A 20322-nucleotide genomic window follows, 5' to 3' on the forward strand; every position below is an offset into this window, starting at 1 on the left:
TTTTATTTTACATCTTGCATTAATTTTTTCACGTACGGAGATATCAAAATTAATACCACTCCGGCAATTACCGCATATAAACCCAATTGTTTATATCCATCAGTATAAGTGATCAATTCATCATAGTTGCTAGAACCTTTTTTTGCAGTAGCAAGACTGGCTCCGATAATCCCTGCAACATACTGTCCATAGGCCGAAGCAAGGAACCACATTCCCATCATCATTCCCTGAAGATTCTTGGTAGAAAGTTTGGTCATGATGGATAATCCAATAGGAGAGAGACATAATTCTCCAAGAGTGATGATTAGCAATGCCAGTGTAAAGAAGTTCAGTGAAGTGATTCCCTGAAGATCAGCAAACAGACGGGTAGCAAATAAAACATAATATCCTAATCCTAAGAAAATAAATCCTAATCCGAATTTAATAATAGTGTTGGGTTCAATTTTTCTTTTGTTCAGCCAGATCCAAAGAAGCCCGATCAATGGAGCCAGGAAAATAATGAAGAAAGCTCCCCCTGAGTTATTCACTCCATTTGGGTCTAATCCTAAAAGGTCTTTGTTTAGATTTTTAGCGGCAAAAATACTTAAAGAACCTCCACTTTGTTCATAGATTCCCCAGAATATGATGGAGAAAATAATAAAAACCAGAGCTGCCCAAAGCTTTTTACGTTCTGAAGCTGTTACTTTGGACATTTCATAGAATAAATAGATTAAAGTTAATGGCCCGATAGTCCACATAAAATAATCTGTATATTCTGTCTTAGCAACCATGGTCATAATGATAGGCACAAAAACTAAAGACAAAACGTATACTCCATATTCTTTCCATTTTGGTATTGGAGCTGTTTTTTCTTCTGCTAGAGGATGTCCCGGCTGTAGACCAATAGTACCCAATGTTCTTTGAGTGAACACAAAGTTAATCAAGCTTATTACCATTACTATCGAAGCCAGCCCGAAAGCAATATGCCATCTCATTTCTTCTGCAATAACATTATTTAGGAATTCTCCTTTACCAATAGCAATACACAAGTAACCTCCTAATAATGCCCCAAGATTAATCCCTGCATAGAAAAGCGAAAAGCCTGCATCAGCCCTTGAATCATTAGGTTTATAAAGTTGTCCCACCATAGATGAAATATTAGGTTTGAAGAAACCTGTACCTACTACTGTGAATGCTATTCCTAAGAAAAAGAATTTGTGAGGATCTGTGGCAAGAATTAAACTTCCTACGATCATTAGGAGACCACCCCAGAACAGGGATTTTCTGAATCCTAAAATTTTATCGGCAAAAAGACCTCCTATAAAAGTAAAGGCATATACGAAGGCCTGGGTCGCACCATATTGAAGGTTGGCTTCTTTTTCATGGAAATTAAGCTGTGAGATCATAAAGAAAACCAGCATTCCACGCATTCCATAGAAACAAAAGCGTTCCCACATTTCAGAGAAAAACAGGCTCCAGATTTGTCTGGGATACTTTCCTTTGAAATTTTGTATTTCATCTAAAGTTAAGCTCATAATGATATATGATTAAGTTCTAATTAAGGGTTTTTATTTTTCTGATCCAGTTCAAAACAGATTCTGTCCTGATCAATAATTTGTTTTAATTCTTCTTCTTTGGGGAGGTACAGCAGGTATTTGCTGGTAAATAAATTGTTTTTATCATTTTGAGTGGGAAAATTTTGTGATGGATCCGACTCAATTTGTGATGAAATGCTTCACATATTTCCATCATACGAAAATAAAAAAAACCTCTGACTTAGCAGAGGTTTTATTATATTTTGTTGATACAATTAGTTCACACCGTGCATCATTTTCTTTAAGATAGGTGAAATTAAACCTAAAATTACAGAAGCAATACCACAAAGTACTACGAATACCATGAAGAATTCGAATAGATTGTGGATTTCAAATCCTACAAAAGTTGGGTTGTGTAATGGAAGCTGAGCCTTATCAAAAGCAGCTACCTGATCAGCTGTCAGCGTTACTTTTTTATCCAGAACATCCTGTAGATTAACTCCCAATTCTTCAGCTTTCTTGAATTTATCACCTGTTGCAGGGATAAGTGCTCCTAATGAACCTGCCAATGCATAACCAGCAGCGTTAGAAATGAAGAAAACACCGTATAGTAATGAAGCAAATCTTTTTGGAGCAAGCTTACCAACCAATGATAAACCAATTGGAGAAAGACAAAGCTCACCACAAGTCTGGATGAAATATAATAACATTAACCATTTAATCGCTAATAATCCTGAGCTTCCAAGATCTTTTACATTGTGTGCAATGATGAAATAAGAAAGAGCGATTAATGCCAATCCCATTGCTTGTTTGAATGGAGATACCGGTTCTTTTCCTTTTGCTCTTAGTTTATCCCAGCACAAACTGAAAGGAACAGCTAATAGAACTACGAAAATCCCGTTAAAGATCTGAACCATTGAAGGAGGCATATTCCATCCGAAAATGTTTCTGTCTGTCTGGTTATCTGCGATAAATGTTAACGACGATCCAGCCTGTTCAAATGCGGCCCAGAAGAAAATAATAAAGAATGAAACGATATAAATTACCCAGATTCTTTGTCTCTCAATCTTGTTTTCAGCAGAGGACATAATCAGGAATGCTAGGGAAATACCTGCTGCATAGATGAATGGGTAGATAATTCCTTTAATCATTTGCCCCATTTCCACTGAATTGAACCCAAGTTCTCCTACAAGTAAATATCTGAATACAAAGAATAGAGCAACAAATATACCTACAGTAATTCCTAAGGACATCCCTGAGAATTTTGCTGTTTGAGTTTCTCCTTCTTCGAAGTCAGCACTTGTATTGTTTTTTGGTAATCCTCCGATAGGTCTTCCTTCAGGGGTTACTACATATTTGTTTTTAAGGATAAAGAATGTTATTGTCCCGATTATCATCGCAATAGAAGCTGCTAAGAACCCCCATTTGAAAGCGAAGATATCTCTTACTCCGGTCGCAGCATCTTTTACGTCTCCTACGTATGGACAGATAAACTGACCCAAGAATGCTCCAATGTTGATCCCCATATAGAAAATGGTGAAAGCAGAATCCAGTTTAGATTTTTCCTGCTTTGGATAAAGACTTCCCACCATTGAGGAAATATTCGGTTTGAAGAATCCATTACCAAAAATGATAACGAATAATGCCAGCCACATAATCAGTTTAGCACTTCCAATGTCTGCTGAGAAAGTTGAAGCACTGATAAATAATAAAAACTGGCCAATAGCCATTAATGATCCACCAATGATGATAGCGAATCTGTTTCCGATATACTTATCAGCAATAAATCCTCCTAAAAGAGGTGTTAAATAACATAACGCTAGAAATCCACCATAGATGATTGCAGCATCAGCTTCTTTTATTAATAAGGAATTTACCATGAAGAGCGTCAAAAGTGCTCTCATCCCATAAAAGTTGAAACGCTCCCACATTTCTGTTCCGAAAAGAACCCATAATCCTTTAGGATGCCTGGAATTCTTATTCTCTACAAATTCATCCGGTTTCGGACTCAATGCTTCAATATTATCCATTTCTATTGTTAATTTTTGTTAAGACTGACAAATATAGTTTATTTTGGGTTTTTGGCAAGGTTTTAATTTTATTTTTAAATAAAAAAGCTGCGGAATAGTTCCGCAGCTTTCTAATCTTTATCATATCAAGGATTAATGTCCTTTTTCTTTCATGATTTTGTTCAGTCTTTTTAACATAGAAAGACCTAAAAGTGTAGCAAATATTAACAAACCGAAGTTAACAAGGAAGTAATTCGTCTTGTTTTCGTAATTATACCACGTACTTGCCAGGATTCCGGAAAGCTTATTTCCCACAGAGTTGGCCAGGAAGAATCCTCCCATCATCAATGCAGTAATCCTTGCAGGAGAGAGCTTGGATACAAAGGAAAGTCCCATTGGAGACAAGCATAATTCCCCGATGGTAATTACTCCATAGCTGGCAACAAGCCATAGAGGAGATACTTTTACAGCTCCGTTATCTCCGGCCATCACTGCTAAAACCATTACCAGACAGGAAAGCCCTGAAATAAATAGTCCTAAAACAATTTTGGTAGGCGTCAAAGGCTCTTTTCCTTTTCTTCTCAACAATGCCCAGAACCCTACGATCACTGGAGTCAGGGCAATTACCCAGAATGGATTGATAGACTGGAATAATTCCGTATTGTACAGGTATACTTTATTCTCAGGGGTTTTCTCAAGGGTAGCACGCTGTTCAGGAGATATGTTTTTAAAATAAACATCTTTCCCCATTTCTTTCTTAGTCTCTCCCTTGTCATCCTTTTGAGATCTGAACTGATTGTCATAAACCGGAGTTTCTTTGTTTTCATAGCTCTTACCTTCCACCATATAAATATCTTCCAATGGTTTTTCAATAGAAGCAGGAACACTTCTGTCTGTATAATAATTCGCCCATCTTGTCAAAGCTGTACCATTCTGTTTGAAAACAGCCCAGAAGAACATACTGATCAGGAATACAGAAAGTAATGCTCCGATAGAAGCTTTTTCATCAGGTTTAGCTTTAAAGTAAAGAGAGGCGTAAAAATAAATAACAGGAATACAGGCAAAAATAAAGGCATCCGTACTGTCACTTCCAAAAATATTGTTAGGAACAAACCAGCCTATGGCTCCGGCAATAATGGCAGGAACAAATACTTTAAGCATAATTTCCGAAAGTTTGGTATCTCCTTCCTGTACAGGTTTCATCTGTGCCGCATGGATATAATGCTTTCTTCCGATGGTAAAAATCACCATACCAATAAGCATTCCCACTCCGGCAGTGATGAAGGCCTCACCCCAGCCAAATTTATTACGCATAAATGCAGCAATAATGTTACAGATAAATGCTCCGATATTGATTCCCATGTAGAAAATATTATATCCGGAGTCTTTATTAGCTTTATAAGGCTCTTCAGAATAAAGGTTTCCTAATAGTGTTGAGATAGTAGGTTTAAAGAAACCATTTCCAATAATAATTAATGCCAATGATGCATAAAACAGAGGCAAATCTTTAAACACTCCCATTCCTATATATCCGGCAGCCATTAAAAAGCCTCCCAGATAAATAGATTTAATATATCCTAAAACTCTGTCTGCCAGGAATCCACCAATGAAGGGAGTCAGATAAGTTAAGGCAATATAAGTTCCGAAAATATCATCAGCAGTTTTATCCGGAAGTCCAAGTCCGCCTTTCATACCAGTAGGCTCAATAACATACAGAACAAAGATTCCAAGAATCAGGTAATACCCGAAACGCTCCCACATCTCTGTAAAAAAGAGGAAGGGCAGCCCTTTAGGATGTTTAGTCTTCATATATTCAATTTTCAAATTTCCCAAAAATAGGTTTTTAATTTTAATTGATAAAATAAATAATACGGGCGTGAATGATTAATGAAATAAATAAGAAATATGAATGTGCATAAGGGTTTTCTCTGTTTAAAAACTTGTACATATTTCACAAATTAAAATACAATGAATAAACATAAAACATGCATATGTATTTCCTTTCTGAGTGATATTTGTTTTCTATTTTCGCCAATGTCAATAGTGACATATCATTATAAAAAAAACATTTTTATGAAAAAAATCAATTTAAAAAAATTGAAAGGAAGCTTATCCAGAAATGAGCTAAAAACAATTAAGGGAGGTCTAAGATTTGAAAGTTCTGTAGACGATTCATCAGTAGATATGGGATGTGGATGTACAAACGCCGCTTGTGCAAATACTCATAATGGTAATGGTGATTCATATTGCAATGGTACTTTTTGTTGTGGGTAATCAGTGTAAATTTTTTAAAATGACAACAGGAAACTGTTGCTATTTTTTTGAAATATAAAAAGATATATTAAAATGACACGCAAAAGTTATACTGCTGTTATCAATTATCTGGATGATAATAAAATACGTATTGATAAGGATGAGTTTGAATTTCAATTGGAAGGGCATCCTGATTTTCCAAGTCTTCTGGCATTTTCTGATGCTTTACACTTTTTCAATATTGAAAATTACAGTTACAGAATTGATAATGATGAAAAAGATATTTTACCTGAGAATTTTTTGGCTTTAGTAGAAGGAGAACTGGCTATTGTAAACAATAAAAATAACAAAATAACAGTCAATGGTTCTCCAACAGAAGATTTTTTTTCAGAATGGGAGAATATAATACTGGTTGTATATCACTCTGAGGAGCAGCCCCTCACAAAATCAAAATTTGAGTATACCTATATTAATTGGGGAATTGTAGCTCTGTTATTTCTGCTTCTTTTCGGATATGACTCATCTAATCTGGTTTTGAAATTGATCTTTGTGGCTACTGGTCTCATCGGATTTATTTTTGCCTGTGAAGCATATAAAAAAACTCATGGAAAAGGAACATTTATACCGGTTGGAGTTTGTAAAAGTAATTACCTGAATACCGATTGTGATTTGGTTTTTAATTCAAAAAAATGGAAGATTTTTAACAAAATAGATTTGTCAGAAGTTTCACTGCTGTTTTTTACCAGTCAAATAGTGTGTTTTATTTTATTTAGCCTGATAAAGAATATTGAATTCTTTTTTGATATCTATCGATATGGGTTATTTGCCTTCCTACCAGTTGCTTTTTTATCATTATTCTATCAGATATTTATTGTTAAAAAATATTGTCCTGTCTGCCTGGTAATCATAGTTTCTGTATGTATTCAGCTGATAACTGCCAATCTTATTTTCTTTATGAGTAAAAAAATTGAAGGTAGTGCTGTGGCCTTATTTTTAATTGGTTGTTTGGGGTCACTCATCGTTCTGCTGAACCTTAGAATGAAAAATAGGAATGCACAGAAAGATGAAAATACCCTTAAAAAGAATTTGAAATTCAGGAGAAATTATCAGTTTTTCAAAAATAATCTGTCTTTGCAGAAAAGGTTGATAGATAAAGATTTTTCAAGTGCTTTTGTGTTTGGTAATCAGAAGGCAGATCAAACTTTGACCTTTGTTACCAATCCTTTTTGCAAACATTGTAAAGAATTTTATCCTGTTTTTCTAAAGCTGGTTAAAAAGTATTCTGACGAACTGAGAATCAATATATACTTTGATGTAGATCTTAGCAGAGAGGATTTGGATAATAGAACGGTTCACTTAAATCTTACCAATATTTATATGAACAGCGAAAATAAAGTAGAATTTTTAGAAGCTCTAAGTAATTGGTATGACGTTCAGGGGTATAGTAAGAATAAAAATGAATGGTATAAAAAATATTCTAAATATTTTGGAAATTCAGAGAATGCGCTTGAATTGTTAAAAGGACACGAAAAATGGGTAAGCAGCAATAGTGTGCATTTTACACCTAATATTTTTATCAACGATATGGAATATCCGCTTCAGTATGAGAGAGCAGATCTGGAGTTTTTTATTCCTGAATTTTTATCTGAAAATTAAAATTAATTATGAAAAATTTACTATTTATACTACTGGGAACATGCATGATGTTTTCCCAGAATAACAGGTTCATCTATGAGGTAAAATATAAGAAAGATTCAATTTCAAAGTATATTACCAAAGAAAATCATTATTTGGATATCACAAAAGAGGATATAGCTTACTATAATAGATTGTATTTTATTAATGATTCATTAGATCTTCATGGTTTTAAAGATTATAGGTTAACTTCGTTTCTCATTAAAAAGAAAAATAATAATTCATATCAAAATTATGAATACATTGGTGATGTGAACTTCTATAAAATTAACGAAAAAGCAGAGCAAAATTGGAAAATTTCAGACAGTATTAAAATATTTGGAGGTTATCAGGTTCAAAAAGCTGTAACGGAGTTTGGTGGAAGAAGCTGGGTAGCATGGTTTTCCAAAGATATCCCAGTTTCTTACGGACCCTATAAATTTAATGGTTTACCTGGTTTGATCATGGAGCTCTATGACACAAAAAAAGATTATTACTTTAAAGTTATCAAAAGTGAAAAAATTACGGAAGGTTATCAACGTATTTCATTGAAAAACTCTATGTCCAGAGCAGTCCCTATTACTCAGAAAGAACTTGATAAATTAAAATTAGATCTTTATTCCAATCCTTTTAAATATGTTTTAAATGGAACTTTGACGATTCCTGAAGGAAAAAAGTTACTGCTTGATGACGGTACAATTCTTACAAAAGAAGAGCTGAAACCTGCTGAAGCCAATGAAAGAAAAAAAATAAAAGCCTTTAATAATCCTATAGAACTGGATAAAGCGGTAAAATATCCTTGATGAATATGCTAATAAAAATCCCTTTCAGAACCTCTGAAAGGGATTTTGTTAGATCTAAATTTGATATTATAGATTATTCAAAATAAAATCAGTCATTTTCTGGTATAACTGAGGTCTCGTCTGCCCACCATAAATTCCGTGGTTTTTATCGGGATAAGCCATGAAATCAAACTGCTTTTTGTTTTGAATCAAAGCTTCGGAGAATTCCATAGAATTCTGGAAGTGAACATTATCATCAGCTGTTCCGTGAATCAGAAGGAATTTACCTTTCAACAGGTTTGCATATTCTGTAGGAGAGTTTTTATCATATCCATCAGGATTTTCCTGAGGAGTTCTCATAAATCTTTCTGTGTATACAGAGTCGTAATATCTCCAGTTGGTTACCGGTGCTACAGCAATTCCCATTTTGAAAACATCTGCTCCTTTAGTCATTGCTAAGCTGGTCATATAACCACCGAAACTCCATCCGAACATTCCGATTCTGCTTTTATCAACATAAGATTGGTTTCCAAACCACTTGGCTGCAGTGATCTGATCTTCAATCTCATATTTACCTAAATTCATATACGTTACTTTCTTGTATTTTGCTCCTTTGTACCCGGTTCCACGTCCGTCTACACAAGCTACAATATACCCTTTTTGTACAAGGTGATTAAACCACATTGCATTTCCGTTGTCCCAGGAGTTGGCAACCTGCTGAGATCCTGGCCCGGAATACTGGAACATAAATAAAGGATACTTTTTATTCGGATCAAAATTTTTAGGCTTCATGATCCATGCATTCATCTGATCACCAACAGCATTAGGAATGGTGATGAATTCTTTTTCAACAAAATTATCCGTTTTTAATTTCTGTAACTGATCATTGTTGTTCTGAAGTTCTTTTACCGCTTTCCCGTTCCCGTCTTTTAAAACATAAGTGTAAGGTTTCGCTGCTGTAGAAGAGGTTTCAATGAAATAATTATAGTTCTTGCTGAAATTGGCAGAGTTGTTTCCTTCTGCATTGGAAATCAGCTGAGATTTTCCGTTTTCAATATTTACTTTGGAAATAACCTTATTGATACTTCCTTTCTCTGTTGTCTGAACATAAACTTCTTTCGATTTTGGATTGAAACCATAATAGTCTGTTACCTCCCAGTTTCCTTTTGTGATCTGCTTTTTAAGCTTACCATCTTTATCATACCAGTAAAGGTGACGGTTTCCATCTCTTTCAGAAGCCCAAAGGAAAGAATCATCTTCAAGGAATTCAAGAGTAGGACTGTCCGTATCAATCCATTTGTCATCAGTTTCAGTAAATAATTTCTGAACTGCTCCTGTTTTGGTGTTTACTTTTAAAATATCTGAAGCATTTTGAACTCTCTCAGAAGTAATTAAAACAATCTCATCTGCTTTTGCAGTCTGAAATACATTCGGGATATAGTAGTTTTTGAAAGAACCTAAGTTCAACTGCATCGTTTTTCCGTTATCAAGACGGTATAGCTGTGCGGAAACCACAGAGTTTTTCTCGCCAGCTTTTGGGTATTTATAACGCATTTCAGCTGGATACAAGCTTTTTCCGTAGATAGGAATATAGATTTCCGGTACCTGTCCTTCGTCAGATTTTACAAATACGATTGCATCAGAATTCTTGGTCCATTCATACTGTCTTGCATGTCCGAATTCCTCTTCATAAACCCAATCTGCCAAACCATTCAGGATTGAATTCTTTTTACCGTCAGTAGTGATCTGTATGATTTTCCCTGAAGTAAGGTCCTGATAGAATAAATTGTTGTCAGAAATAAATGCCACTTTTGTAGCATCAGGTGAAAATGTTGGCTCCTGAACTGTTTTACCTTCATTCAGGCTGATTACTTTTCCGGATTTTAAATCTTTTACATCAAATTTTCCTAAGAAAGAATGTCTGTAAATAGGCTGGCTGCCTACCTGTAAAAGGATTTTAGATTCATCATCAGAAAAAATATAGCTTTCAAACTTTCCGTCCACAAGATTTCCTTCTTTCTGTGAAGTTTTATAAGAATATTTTGCAATTCCTGATGGTTCAATCACAAGATAGTTATCACCGTTTTTCATGGAAGTAATTCCTGCGATTCCTTTTCCACGGTAATATCCTGAATATATTTTATCTAAAGTAATTTCCTGTGCTGATACATTTTGGAATACAGCAGCAACAGTAAGAGTTAATAGGAGTTTTTTCATTTTCAATTTTAATGATTCCAAATTTAATAATTCTTACTTATATAACCATATAAAATACAAAATCAGGACTTGATATTCTGATTTTGTATCTTAATTAAGCTTCATGTATTGTTCCCAGATCTTCTGTTTCTGGTGGATAATATTCTTCAGGAGCGCAGAAAGGGTATGCATGGGTGCAGGTAGAACCTGGTCCGCCTCCAATCCACCAGATTCTGAGTTGGCAGGTAACTTCGTCTACACATCTTTTCATTCCTGGTAAAACACCTCCGTGTACTTCTTTTAATTGTAGTTTTAATATTTTTTTGAAATTTTTCATGGTAAATAGTTTTTTAGTTTTCGAATCCAAAGTAATAAAAATATTCATTGATGAAATTTCTTAAAAAAGGCAATTTGGCAGAAAAATTGAATATATAATAAGTATAAATCAAATCAAATGATAATTATGGAAACGAATGCATATAACCAGAAACTGAACCGTTATGTATTAAACGATCAGATTGTTTATACAGGTTTTTCCAGTTTTAATGACGCAGAAGAGTGCGCTCATAAAAAAGGAGGAACATTGGTGGAAGTAGTGTTTAGAGATGGGAATGATAATCCTGAAATTACTGATGAAGCGGGTTTGATAGAGAAAAAAATTCATTACCATGTGTATGCAGGTGATGAATATAAATTTATCCATTCTTCAGATCCGGGGTTCAGAAAATATGCGGATGAGCTGCAGAAAATTAAAGCAAGCAATGATAAAACCAGTCCGGATGAGCGGTATTTTGCCAATTTTGAAATTGAAAATATAGAAGACCCAATTATTGTGATCAAAAATGATCATTTTGAATCGGTAACATCGAGAGAGCGTTCAAAGTATTTGAAACATGCCTGCGTTTATGAATTAGGGGTATCCCTGCCAAAATCTTAAAAAATGTGATTATGAGCAAAACTAAATATTCAGAAAAAGCACAGGACAAAGTAGGAAAAGTTATGCACGAATTCAAGGAAGGAAAACTGAAATCTTCTTCCGGAAAGAAAGTGACAGACAGAAAGCAAGCCGTAGCCATCGGTATTTCTGAAGCAAAAGAAAAAGGACTGAAAGTGCCTGCAAAGAAGAAAAGTAAATAAACCATAAAGAAAAGCCCGGAAATTTTCCGGGCTTTTTTATGAGATGTAAAATTGTGAATTCGTATTTTCTCTATTTCATTTCATTATAAAGTACTCTATAATATTCATCTGCCATCCTGTCGCTGTTGAAGTGATCTTTTACATCATTCATTGCATTATGCTGGATTTTTCTCCATTGGTCAGGATGATCATAATAGGTCGGAAGAATTTCGTTTTCAAGAATTTCATATAATTTGTTTAAATCATAATTGTCCTGTTCATAGATGCTCATATTCAGGTAATCTGCTTTCGGAACTACGAAAGAGTTTTCTCTATGTTTGGCAAATTCCGGGATCCAGCCATCATCAGTGGATAAATTTACTGAGCCGTTCATTGCAGCAGTCATACCGGAAGTTCCTGAAGCTTCCCTTGGAACTCTAGGGTTGTTAAGCCATAGATCCGAACCTTGTTTTAAAGATTTGCTTAAAGAAAGTTCATATCCGGTAAGAACAGCTATACTTTTATGATTTTTACTTTCTTCAACCAAAGTATTGAATGTAGAAATGGCGGAATAGTCCATTGGATAAGGTTTTCCTGCCCAAATGATCTGCACCGGATATTTCGGATTGTTCAGAAGCCTGTAGAATCTTTCTTTATCGTGTAAAAGAAGTTCCGCTCTTTTGTAGCCTGCAAATCTTCTTGCCCAGACAATGGTAAAGATGTTAGGGTTAAATAAATTTCCCGTTTGATCTGCAACGATACTGAACAGTTTTTTCTTTAAATACTTTTTACGGTAGTCAAAAACGGTTGCATCATTTTCGTCTTTGGCATTGTACAAAGGTTTATCAGACCAATATTTAAATTCCTGTGCATTCGTGATAGACGTAATTTCACAGATGCCGGAATATTTATTCCACATTGCTCTGGAAACCACACCATGAAGCTGAGAAACTCCATTGGCAATTCTGGCCATCCTTAATGCACAAAGGGAATGGTTGAAACGGTCATCATCGGAACCTTCAATCTTTTTTACTTCTTCCATGCTGTAGCCGGAGAAATAGGACATGTCATAACATAGCCTGAAACTATGTTTTTCATTTCCTGCTTCTTCGGGTGTATGCGTGGTGAAAACCAGTTTTTCCTTAACTTTATTGAGGTCTCCATTGTATTTTTTCAACAGGTAAAAGGCTGCCGGAAGTCCGTGAGCTTCGTTAAGATGGTAAACATCTCTTTCAATATTCAATTCATCCAATAGCTTGGCTCCTCCTTTTCCTAATAAAATATATTGAGCAAGCTTGGTAGATTCATTGGCATCATATAATTTGTGACAGATTGTTTTGGAAACGTGGTCATTTTCCGGAACATCTGTGGAAAGAAAAAACATAGGTGCCGTATTGAAAGTTTCAGGATCAAGGTACCATACTTTTACCCAAACCGGAGCACTGTGGATTTCAATTTGAAATTTTATTCCGGTGTCTTCCAGAAAGCTGTACATTTTTCTCGTCCATACAGGCTGTAAGGTCTGATCATGATTTCTTGCCTGATCATAATAACCAAATTTCCATAGAATACCGATTCCTATAAGGTCCTGCTTAAGATTATAAGCACTTCTCATATGAGATCCTGCGAGAAAGCCAAGTCCTCCCGAATATATTTTAAGTACTTGCTCAAGAGCAAACTCCATTGAGAAATAGGCTGTTTTTTTGGAATATTGAGGATTGATATTGTAGGGTATTCTGAAATTCCTAAAATCCATAAATGTGCGTTTGTGTTAGAAAAAGACAAAGGTATTAATTATGAAAATAAACTTTACATTAATTAATAGATAAATTAATTTTAAAACTAAGCATTGAATTGTTTTTTTACTTACCTTTAAGTGTGTAAAATTTTGATTATCAAAAACTTTTAACGATGAAAGCCCATGGCCGCATGTGTTCTTAATTAAATAAAAAAATCACACATGAAAAAGACGTTTTCTGAGGAAGATCTGATAAAGAATCTAAGTTTATATTACCTGAACAGGCATTTGAAAAAAAAGCCCATGGAGAAGTATCACCGTACCATAGACGAATCTCCGCTTCATGACCGTGAAAAATACAGAAAAAAATCCGAGATTCTGCTTCTCAATTCTTTTATGCATCACTTCCCCGAAGTGAAATTTGAAAACCTTACCTGCGAGAGCCCAGACTTTATCGCAAAGTTAAACGACAAAAAAATCGGAATAGAACTGACTGAAGTAATCAATCATCTGGAAATGAAGAAAGTGGAAAGTACTTTGAACAAGATGTTCCGTCAGGCAGAAATATTATTAGAACAGGAAGACACTACGAAATATCGTGGTGTTTATTTTTTAGAATTTCACCCGGAAACTAAATTTGATAATCTGGAAGTACAGCAGGAAAATATCATTAATATCTATAAAAGCATCAAAAGAAATAAAGCCGTGGGCTGTGTAAAAAGCATAAGAAAATCTTTTCACCGAAGAAATGTCTTCATCACCCACGAATACAACATGAACCTTTTTGATGAACTCTGCTCGGAAAAGATTCTGGAACTCATTGAAAAGAAAAACGAAAAATTTCCTTACTACGATACCTCGGTGGATGAATGCTGGCTGGTGATTGTATCCGATATGAATTCTATTGCTTCAAGATATACCTTTATTCAGGATAGAGAACACTTAACAGAAGTGAAAAGCCCTTTCCATAAAATATTTCACCTGGAAAATCTGTGTGGTAATCTTACAAGCATAAAATAAAATATTGTGTTTGGCTATTCTTTGTTTTATTTTGAAATAATATGAATAATTTTAAATTATTTGGTGTTTTAATTTAAAATAGTTTAAAATTATATAGATTTTATTGTTTGTAATTAAAATATGGGTATATTTGGTGTACGTTGAATATCAATACGATGTATAACTAATAAACCATAAAAACATGTAATCTATGAGAAAACTTTTACTTTTCATACTTCTGTGCATCTCTCATACTTATTATTCTCAGGCAGATTGTGCTACCGCATTGTCCGTCTGTGGAAACTCAAATATCACTTACAGTCCTACAGGATATGGTAACATAAAGGAATTAGTCAACTCGGGAAGTTGTATAGACTTTACCGGAGAGCACAATTCTATTTGGTATAAAATTACAATCGCTACAGGAGGGACCCTTACTTTTGACCTGGTTCCAAATAATCCGGATGCCGATTATGACTGGGCTATTTTTGGTCCTAATGTAACCTGTGGAAGCTTGGGCTCACCAATACGTTGTAATGCAGCAACAGTTATCGGGCCTGGTCCTGCTACAGGATTAAATATGACAAGTACTCTTTTAAGTGCTGCCGGAGGTTCTCTGACTCCTTATTGCAGATATATGGATGTTTTACCAGGACAAACGTATTATTTGTTTATTGACAACTGGGTAAGCAGCACCAGTTCTACAACAGCTCCGTTTTCTTTGACATGGGGTGGAACTGCCACACTGGCTTCACCGTTTACCGATCCTAATATCCAGACGCAGCCGTTTAATCCTCCTGGAATTCCGGCGGTTAATCCTGCTGATCCAAGAGAAGTGGTAATATGCTCAAGTACGGCTCTGTTTGATTTTTCTACATTGTCTACAGGAATTCTTAATGGAAATCAAAACTTTAATGTAAGTTATCATCTGAGTCAGAATGATGCTTTAACGGGGAATAATCCTATTACGGCTCCAATTACAGTAAATACAACTACTATTTACTATTACAGTATCAATTATACCGATCCTACCAATGCCACCAATCCGCTTAATAAGTGTAAGCAGGTTGGAACATTTAAATTCAAAAACGGTTCTATTACAGTTAAGAATGTAACATTAACCGAATGTAACAATAATAATGCAGGTACAGCTTTATTTGATTTAACCACAGCAGATGTTATTGCAAACCCAAATGTTACTAAAAAATATTATCACACAATGGCAGATCTCAATGCTGGAATCAATGAGATTACTACACCTATGGCATTTGTATCTGCAGAAGGGATTGTTTATGTAAAAGTCATCTCAGAATTTGGCTGTACTGCAGTGGCGCAGATCACTTTGAAATTTTATCCGGTTGTTGTTGTGAATGAAGCGACATTAAGATCATGTTTCATTGAGGCGAATCCATCTACTGCATCTTTCAATCTTGTAAATGCTTCTGTAACAAGTCAGACCAATCCGACCAAGAAATATTACCCTTCATTGACGGATGCTGTTAATCAGACTAATGAGATTCTGAATGCTAATAATTATATTGCTCCTAATGGATTTGTATATGTAAGAGTTTCCAATGCTCAGGGATGTTATGCGGTAGCCAGAATTACCTTAGTAGTTATTGAGCCGGTATATTCTGCTACTCTTAAAGATGTAACCATTTGTGCAGAAGATCAGACCACACTGGATGCAGGTGCAGGATTCAAAAGTTACGAATGGAGTACAGGGGCAACTACCCAAACGATCAAAGCAGGAATCGGAGTATACTGGGTAAAACTTAAAACCGGAGAATGTATTACAACCCAAACAGTAAAAGTACTTCCTTCTGAACAGCCGGTTGTTTCTGGTATTGATATTTCGAATAATACAATTACGGTATCTGTAACGGGAGGAAATCCGGCATATAAATATTCAATAGACAATATCATCTGGCAGGATTCCAATGTTTTCAATAATCTTTCAAGAGGAGATCATAAAGTATTTGTGAAAGATGCTTATGACTGTGATCCAATAGAAATAGGAGTGGTAGTACCTAATTTGATTAACGTGATAACCCCGAATGCAGATGGAGTGAATGATGTGATTGATTATTCAGCATTGGCCAGCAAACAAAACCTGATCATGAATATTTTTGATCGTTATGGAAACAAAATCTTCCAGGCTGATAGATCAAATGGCTATAAATGGGACGGCACCCAGGGAGGAAGAAGAGTGCCTACCGGAACTTACTGGTATTCTATCACATGGAATGAAAATGATAAAAATAATACAGCAATCAAATTTACAGGTTGGGTATTGGTAAAAAACAGAGAATAATAATAAATATAATACATAGATAAAACCACTTCAAACGAAGTGGTTTTTATTTTTAAAAGTTTTTAAATTAGTTATCAAAATAAAAAAAATGAAAGACCTGCTTGTAAAACGTTTTGAATATTATAAATCCCTGGGAGATAAAACATTTGACCAGCTTACAGATGAACAGATGTTCTGGCAGTATAATGATGAGAGTAATTCTATTGCTGTCATTGTGAAACATATTGCAGGAAATATGCTTTCAAGATGGACCAATTTTCTGACTGAAGATGGAGAAAAATCCTGGCGAAACCGTGATGGAGAGTTTGTCAATACATTTACTACTAAAGAACAGGTACTGGATTTTTGGGAAAAAGGATGGGTATGTTTTTTTGATGCTCTTGAAAAGATAAATGATGATAATATGTATTCAACAACTTATATCAGAGGAGAAGCTCACCCGGTTATAGATGCTGTTCTCCGTCAGCTGGCTCACTATCCCTACCATATCGGTCAGATGGTTTATATAGCGAAGATGATAAAAAATGAAGATTGGAATACACTGTCTATTGCCAGAAACAAGTCTCAGGAATTTAATACAGAAATGAAAACTAAGTTTTTAAACAGTAAACCGGATGCCAATTCATCACCTGTCTGCTTTCAAAACAGCCCTGAAGTAAGGGATGAATATAAACAATAGATTGAATCAATCTTGGATTCTTATTAAAATTACTATCTTTGCACCCATAAAATTCAGGAGTAACAAATGTCTACTTTTCATAGAACTGCCGCGTTTCATACACTTGGCTGCAAATTAAACTTTGCAGAAACATCTACTATTGCCCGTCAATTAACAGATGCAGGTTATGATAAGGTAAGTTTTGATGATAAAGCAAATGTATATGTTATCAATACATGTTCTGTGACAGAAAATGCTGACCGTGAGTGTAAAATGCACGTAAAAAGAGCAATGAAGGCCAATCCGGAAGGACTAGTCGTAATTGTTGGATGCTATGCACAATTGAAGCCTGAAGAAATTTCACAAATTGAAGGTGTTGACCTTGTTTTAGGAGCAAAAGAAAAATTCAATATTCTAAGCTACCTTGACGATTTAGAGAAATCTGAGAATGAAGGAGTAGTTCACTCATGTGAAATTGAAGAAACGGACTTCTTTATCGGAAGTTATTCTATTGGAGACAGAACCAGAGCTTTCCTTAAAGTACAGGATGGCTGTGACTATAAATGTACGTATTGTACGATTCCATTAGCAAGAGGAATTTCACGTTCCGATACTATTGAAAACGTTCTCAGAAATGCCACAGAAATTGCCGCAAAAGACATCAAAGAAATTGTTCTTACAGGGGTGAATATCGGTGATTATGGTAAAGGAGAATTCGGAAATAAAAGACACGAGCATACTTTCCTTGATCTTATTTCAGAACTGGATAAAGTAGAAGGGATTGAAAGAATCCGTATATCTTCTATTGAACCCAACCTTTTGAAGGATGAAAGTATTGAACTGGTTTCGAAAAGTAAAAGCTTTGTTCCGCATTTTCATATCCCGTTACAGTCCGGAAGCGATGATCTCTTGAAAAAGATGAAACGCCGTTACCTGACAAAACTTTATAACGACAGAGTAAACAAGATCCGCGAGGTAATGCCTCATGCAGCTATTGGTGTAGATGTTATTGTAGGGTTTCCGGGTGAAACAGAGGAAAAATTTATGGAAACCTATAATTTCCTTAATGAACTTCCTATTACCTATCTTCACGTATTTACCTATTCTGAAAGAGAAAATACGGAAGCCGCTGCAATGGAAGGTATTGTTCCGATAGCTGAAAGAAAAAAACGTAATAAAATGCTTAGAATTCTTTCTGAAAAGAAGAAAATGGCATTCTATCAGACACAACTTGGAAAATCGCTTCCTGTTCTTTGGGAGCATGAAAATAAAGACGGGAAAATGTTTGGCTTCACAGAAAACTATGTGAGAGTTCAGAAAGACTTTGACCCTGCATCAGTAAACAAAATCGAATTTCTAAATTTAGAAAAAATCCTGTCAGATGGCACGGTTTCAGTGCAATCTTCCTACCAAAATTTTTTAGCAAAAGCATAGGCTCTTTGCAAAATTTCCACTAAATTTATTTTTAAACTTTAAATACTACATTCATGAGAGATAAGTTTTTATCTTGGGGAATTGTATTAGTAGTTGCTACATGGATTATAGCACTGCTGATCAGAACGCATTATTGGATACCAACGCTGTTATCCGCAATTTATGCATTAGGTGTATACAATGCTTACCAGTCGAAACATGCTATTTTGAGGAACTTTCCTGTATTGGGATACTTCAGGTATTTTTTCGAGAGTATTTCACCTGAAATGCAGCAATACTTTATTGAGAGGGAGACAGACGGAAAACCGTTTCCAAGAAATCAGCGTTCTGCAGTATACAGACGTGCGAAAAATTTAAGTGATACCGTAGCTTTTGGTACACAGCTGGAGGTGAATCACAGAAAATATGAAGGGATCAAGCATTCTATTTATGCAAAATCACCATCAGAAGAACTTCCGAGAGTATGGGTGGGAGGAGAACAGTGTACACAGCCTTACCATGCTTCTTTATTTAATATTTCAGCCATGAGTTTCGGGGCTTTGAGTGACAGAGCTCAGATTTCCCTGAACAGAGGTGCCAAAAAAGGAAACTTTTATCACAATACAGGAGAAGGAGGAATCTCACCGCACCATATGGAAGGAGGTGATTTATGCTGGCAGATCGGAACAGGATACTTTGGATGTCGTGACGAAGAAGGAAAGTTCAATCCGGAGCTTTTTGAAAAATATGCTACACTTCCTAATGTTAAAATGGTAGAGATTAAATTATCACAGGGAGCAAAACCAGGACACGGAGGAGTGCTTCCGGGGGTAAAGAACACTCCGGAAATTGCAGCGATCCGTCATGTAACACCAGGAATGACCGTTATTTCACCACCATCACATACATCATTCTCTGATGCAGCAGGATTGCTGAGGTTCGTACAGCAGCTGAGAGAGCTTTCAGGAGGAAAGCCTGTAGGATTTAAGCTTTGTATAGGAGATACCAAAGAATTTGAGGATGTGTGTGTGCAAATGAATGTTTTGAAAATCTATCCTGACTTTATTACCATAGACGGAGCTGAAGGAGGAACAGGAGCTGCACCACCAGAATTCTCAGATGGAGTGGGGATGCCATTAGAACCAGCTTTGATATTTGTGAACAGAACGCTTAATAACTATAATTTAAGAAATAAATTAAGAGTTATTGCAAGTGGTAAGGTTCTTACAAGCTTAGATATTCTTAGAGCTATTGCAATGGGAGCAGATATGTGTAATAATGCCAGAGGATTCATGTTCTCTTTAGGATGTATCCAGGCGTTGAGATGTAACTCAAACAATTGTCCTACAGGGGTTGCTACACAGGATAAAATGCTTATTAAAGGACTTGATGTAACGGATAAGGCAGAAAGAGTATATCATTTCCATAAAAATACACTTCATACCTGCAACGAACTGATTGCTGCTGCGGGAAGAAGTTCTTATGAAGAAGTAGATGCTACCATGTTTATGAGAGGAGATGAATTTGATCACCTTGCAGACCTTTACTTTCCGGATATTTTAGGAAATGTGAAACAGAAGGCAAGAACCTGATTCTGATAACCATACAGATATAAATAAACCCCACAATAATCATTGTGGGGTTTATTTGTTATTT

Annotated in this window: 16 protein-coding genes; 10 read left to right on the forward strand and 6 right to left on the reverse strand. The window is 35.4% G+C overall.

Features of this window, described 5'->3' with window-relative positions:
* Positions 1-2: 2 nt before the first annotated feature.
* From KIK00_RS19605 to KIK00_RS19615, 3 genes are all read right to left on the reverse strand, one after another.
* Positions 3-1514, reverse strand: a complete 1512-nt coding sequence (locus KIK00_RS19605; protein WP_255813963.1) for a peptide MFS transporter — start codon at positions 1512-1514, stop codon at positions 3-5.
* A 275-nt stretch (positions 1515-1789) separates the two neighbouring features.
* Entirely contained in the window at positions 1790-3544 is a 1755-nt protein-coding gene (locus KIK00_RS19610) for a peptide MFS transporter (RefSeq protein ID WP_255813964.1), read from the reverse strand.
* A 132-nt stretch (positions 3545-3676) separates the two neighbouring features.
* Complete coding sequence (locus KIK00_RS19615) at positions 3677-5332, reverse strand: peptide MFS transporter (protein WP_255813965.1); 1656 nt, start codon at positions 5330-5332, stop codon at positions 3677-3679.
* Positions 5333-5596: 264 nt separating this feature from the next.
* Here KIK00_RS19615 and KIK00_RS19620 point away from each other — a divergent pair, with 264 nt between their 5' ends.
* The 3 genes from KIK00_RS19620 (at position 5597) to KIK00_RS19630 (ending at position 8253) form a co-directional block, all read left to right on the forward strand.
* The gene (locus tag KIK00_RS19620) at positions 5597-5797 is read left to right on the forward strand and encodes a TIGR04149 family rSAM-modified RiPP (RefSeq protein ID WP_255813967.1); all 201 of its coding nucleotides are present in this window, start codon (positions 5597-5599) and stop codon (positions 5795-5797) included.
* A gap of 72 nt (positions 5798-5869) precedes the next feature.
* On the forward strand, positions 5870-7432 hold the full coding sequence (locus tag KIK00_RS19625) for a vitamin K epoxide reductase family protein (protein ID WP_255813968.1): 1563 nt from the start codon (positions 5870-5872) through the stop codon (positions 7430-7432).
* Positions 7433-7440: 8 nt separating this feature from the next.
* On the forward strand, positions 7441-8253 hold the full coding sequence (locus KIK00_RS19630; protein ID WP_255813969.1) for a GLPGLI family protein: 813 nt from the start codon (positions 7441-7443) through the stop codon (positions 8251-8253).
* A gap of 66 nt (positions 8254-8319) precedes the next feature.
* Here KIK00_RS19630 and KIK00_RS19635 read toward each other — a convergent pair whose 3' ends face one another.
* Positions 8320-10449, reverse strand: coding sequence for a S9 family peptidase (locus KIK00_RS19635; protein WP_255813970.1), 2130 nt, complete (start codon positions 10447-10449; stop codon positions 8320-8322).
* Between the two features lie 94 nt (positions 10450-10543).
* Positions 10544-10765, reverse strand: coding sequence for a hypothetical protein (locus tag KIK00_RS19640; protein WP_255813971.1), 222 nt, complete (start codon positions 10763-10765; stop codon positions 10544-10546).
* A 126-nt stretch (positions 10766-10891) separates the two neighbouring features.
* On the opposite strand from KIK00_RS19640, the gene KIK00_RS19645 reads away from it, so the two are divergent.
* Both KIK00_RS19645 and KIK00_RS19650 read left to right on the forward strand, forming a co-directional pair.
* Positions 10892-11365 (forward strand): hypothetical protein, encoded by a 474-nt coding sequence (locus KIK00_RS19645; protein ID WP_255813972.1) that lies wholly within the window; start codon positions 10892-10894, stop codon positions 11363-11365.
* 11 nt (positions 11366-11376) lie between these two features.
* The gene (locus KIK00_RS19650; RefSeq protein ID WP_255813973.1) at positions 11377-11565 is read left to right on the forward strand and encodes a DUF6496 domain-containing protein; all 189 of its coding nucleotides are present in this window, start codon (positions 11377-11379) and stop codon (positions 11563-11565) included.
* Positions 11566-11635: 70 nt separating this feature from the next.
* Here the strand turns inward: KIK00_RS19650 and glgP are convergent, their stop codons facing one another.
* Complete coding sequence (gene glgP / locus KIK00_RS19655) at positions 11636-13300, reverse strand: alpha-glucan family phosphorylase (protein ID WP_255813974.1); 1665 nt, start codon at positions 13298-13300, stop codon at positions 11636-11638.
* 204 nt (positions 13301-13504) lie between these two features.
* Between glgP and KIK00_RS19660 the strand changes: the two genes are divergently transcribed.
* From KIK00_RS19660 to KIK00_RS19680, 5 genes are all read left to right on the forward strand, one after another.
* Positions 13505-14302: a hypothetical protein gene (locus KIK00_RS19660; RefSeq protein WP_255813975.1), complete on the forward strand. Its 798-nt coding sequence runs from the start codon at positions 13505-13507 to the stop codon at positions 14300-14302.
* A gap of 190 nt (positions 14303-14492) precedes the next feature.
* Positions 14493-16595, forward strand: coding sequence for a T9SS type B sorting domain-containing protein (locus KIK00_RS19665; protein ID WP_255813976.1), 2103 nt, complete (start codon positions 14493-14495; stop codon positions 16593-16595).
* An 88-nt stretch (positions 16596-16683) separates the two neighbouring features.
* Positions 16684-17274, forward strand: coding sequence for a DUF1572 family protein (locus KIK00_RS19670; protein WP_255813977.1), 591 nt, complete (start codon positions 16684-16686; stop codon positions 17272-17274).
* Positions 17275-17340: 66 nt separating this feature from the next.
* On the forward strand, positions 17341-18687 hold the full coding sequence (gene mtaB, locus KIK00_RS19675) for a tRNA (N(6)-L-threonylcarbamoyladenosine(37)-C(2))-methylthiotransferase MtaB (RefSeq protein WP_255813978.1): 1347 nt from the start codon (positions 17341-17343) through the stop codon (positions 18685-18687).
* A 53-nt stretch (positions 18688-18740) separates the two neighbouring features.
* On the forward strand, positions 18741-20258 hold the full coding sequence (locus KIK00_RS19680) for an FMN-binding glutamate synthase family protein (RefSeq protein WP_255813980.1): 1518 nt from the start codon (positions 18741-18743) through the stop codon (positions 20256-20258).
* The last annotated feature ends 64 nt before the right edge of the window (positions 20259-20322 follow it).

The sequence above is a fragment of the Chryseobacterium sp. MA9 genome, from assembly GCF_024399315.1.
GTDB lineage: Bacteria > Bacteroidota > Bacteroidia > Flavobacteriales > Weeksellaceae > Chryseobacterium.

What these genes read in the sequence shown, in the direction of transcription:
- KIK00_RS19605 (WP_255813963.1), bottom strand. Translation starts at nt 1,514, where the DNA reads ATGAGCTTAACTTTAGATGAAATACAAAATTTCAAAGGAAAGTATCCC.
- KIK00_RS19610 (WP_255813964.1), bottom strand. Translation starts at nt 3,544, where the DNA reads ATGGATAATATTGAAGCATTGAGTCCGAAACCGGATGAATTTGTAGAG.
- KIK00_RS19615 (WP_255813965.1), bottom strand. Translation starts at nt 5,332, where the DNA reads ATGAAGACTAAACATCCTAAAGGGCTGCCCTTCCTCTTTTTTACAGAG.
- KIK00_RS19620 (WP_255813967.1), top strand. Translation starts at nt 5,597, where the DNA reads ATGAAAAAAATCAATTTAAAAAAATTGAAAGGAAGCTTATCCAGAAAT.
- KIK00_RS19625 (WP_255813968.1), top strand. Translation starts at nt 5,870, where the DNA reads ATGACACGCAAAAGTTATACTGCTGTTATCAATTATCTGGATGATAAT.
- KIK00_RS19630 (WP_255813969.1), top strand. Translation starts at nt 7,441, where the DNA reads ATGAAAAATTTACTATTTATACTACTGGGAACATGCATGATGTTTTCC.
- KIK00_RS19635 (WP_255813970.1), bottom strand. Translation starts at nt 10,449, where the DNA reads ATGAAAAAACTCCTATTAACTCTTACTGTTGCTGCTGTATTCCAAAAT.
- KIK00_RS19640 (WP_255813971.1), bottom strand. Translation starts at nt 10,765, where the DNA reads ATGAAAAATTTCAAAAAAATATTAAAACTACAATTAAAAGAAGTACAC.
- KIK00_RS19645 (WP_255813972.1), top strand. Translation starts at nt 10,892, where the DNA reads ATGGAAACGAATGCATATAACCAGAAACTGAACCGTTATGTATTAAAC.
- KIK00_RS19650 (WP_255813973.1), top strand. Translation starts at nt 11,377, where the DNA reads ATGAGCAAAACTAAATATTCAGAAAAAGCACAGGACAAAGTAGGAAAA.
- glgP (WP_255813974.1), bottom strand. Translation starts at nt 13,300, where the DNA reads ATGGATTTTAGGAATTTCAGAATACCCTACAATATCAATCCTCAATAT.
- KIK00_RS19660 (WP_255813975.1), top strand. Translation starts at nt 13,505, where the DNA reads ATGAAAAAGACGTTTTCTGAGGAAGATCTGATAAAGAATCTAAGTTTA.
- KIK00_RS19665 (WP_255813976.1), top strand. Translation starts at nt 14,493, where the DNA reads ATGAGAAAACTTTTACTTTTCATACTTCTGTGCATCTCTCATACTTAT.
- KIK00_RS19670 (WP_255813977.1), top strand. Translation starts at nt 16,684, where the DNA reads ATGAAAGACCTGCTTGTAAAACGTTTTGAATATTATAAATCCCTGGGA.
- mtaB (WP_255813978.1), top strand. Translation starts at nt 17,341, where the DNA reads ATGTCTACTTTTCATAGAACTGCCGCGTTTCATACACTTGGCTGCAAA.
- KIK00_RS19680 (WP_255813980.1), top strand. Translation starts at nt 18,741, where the DNA reads ATGAGAGATAAGTTTTTATCTTGGGGAATTGTATTAGTAGTTGCTACA.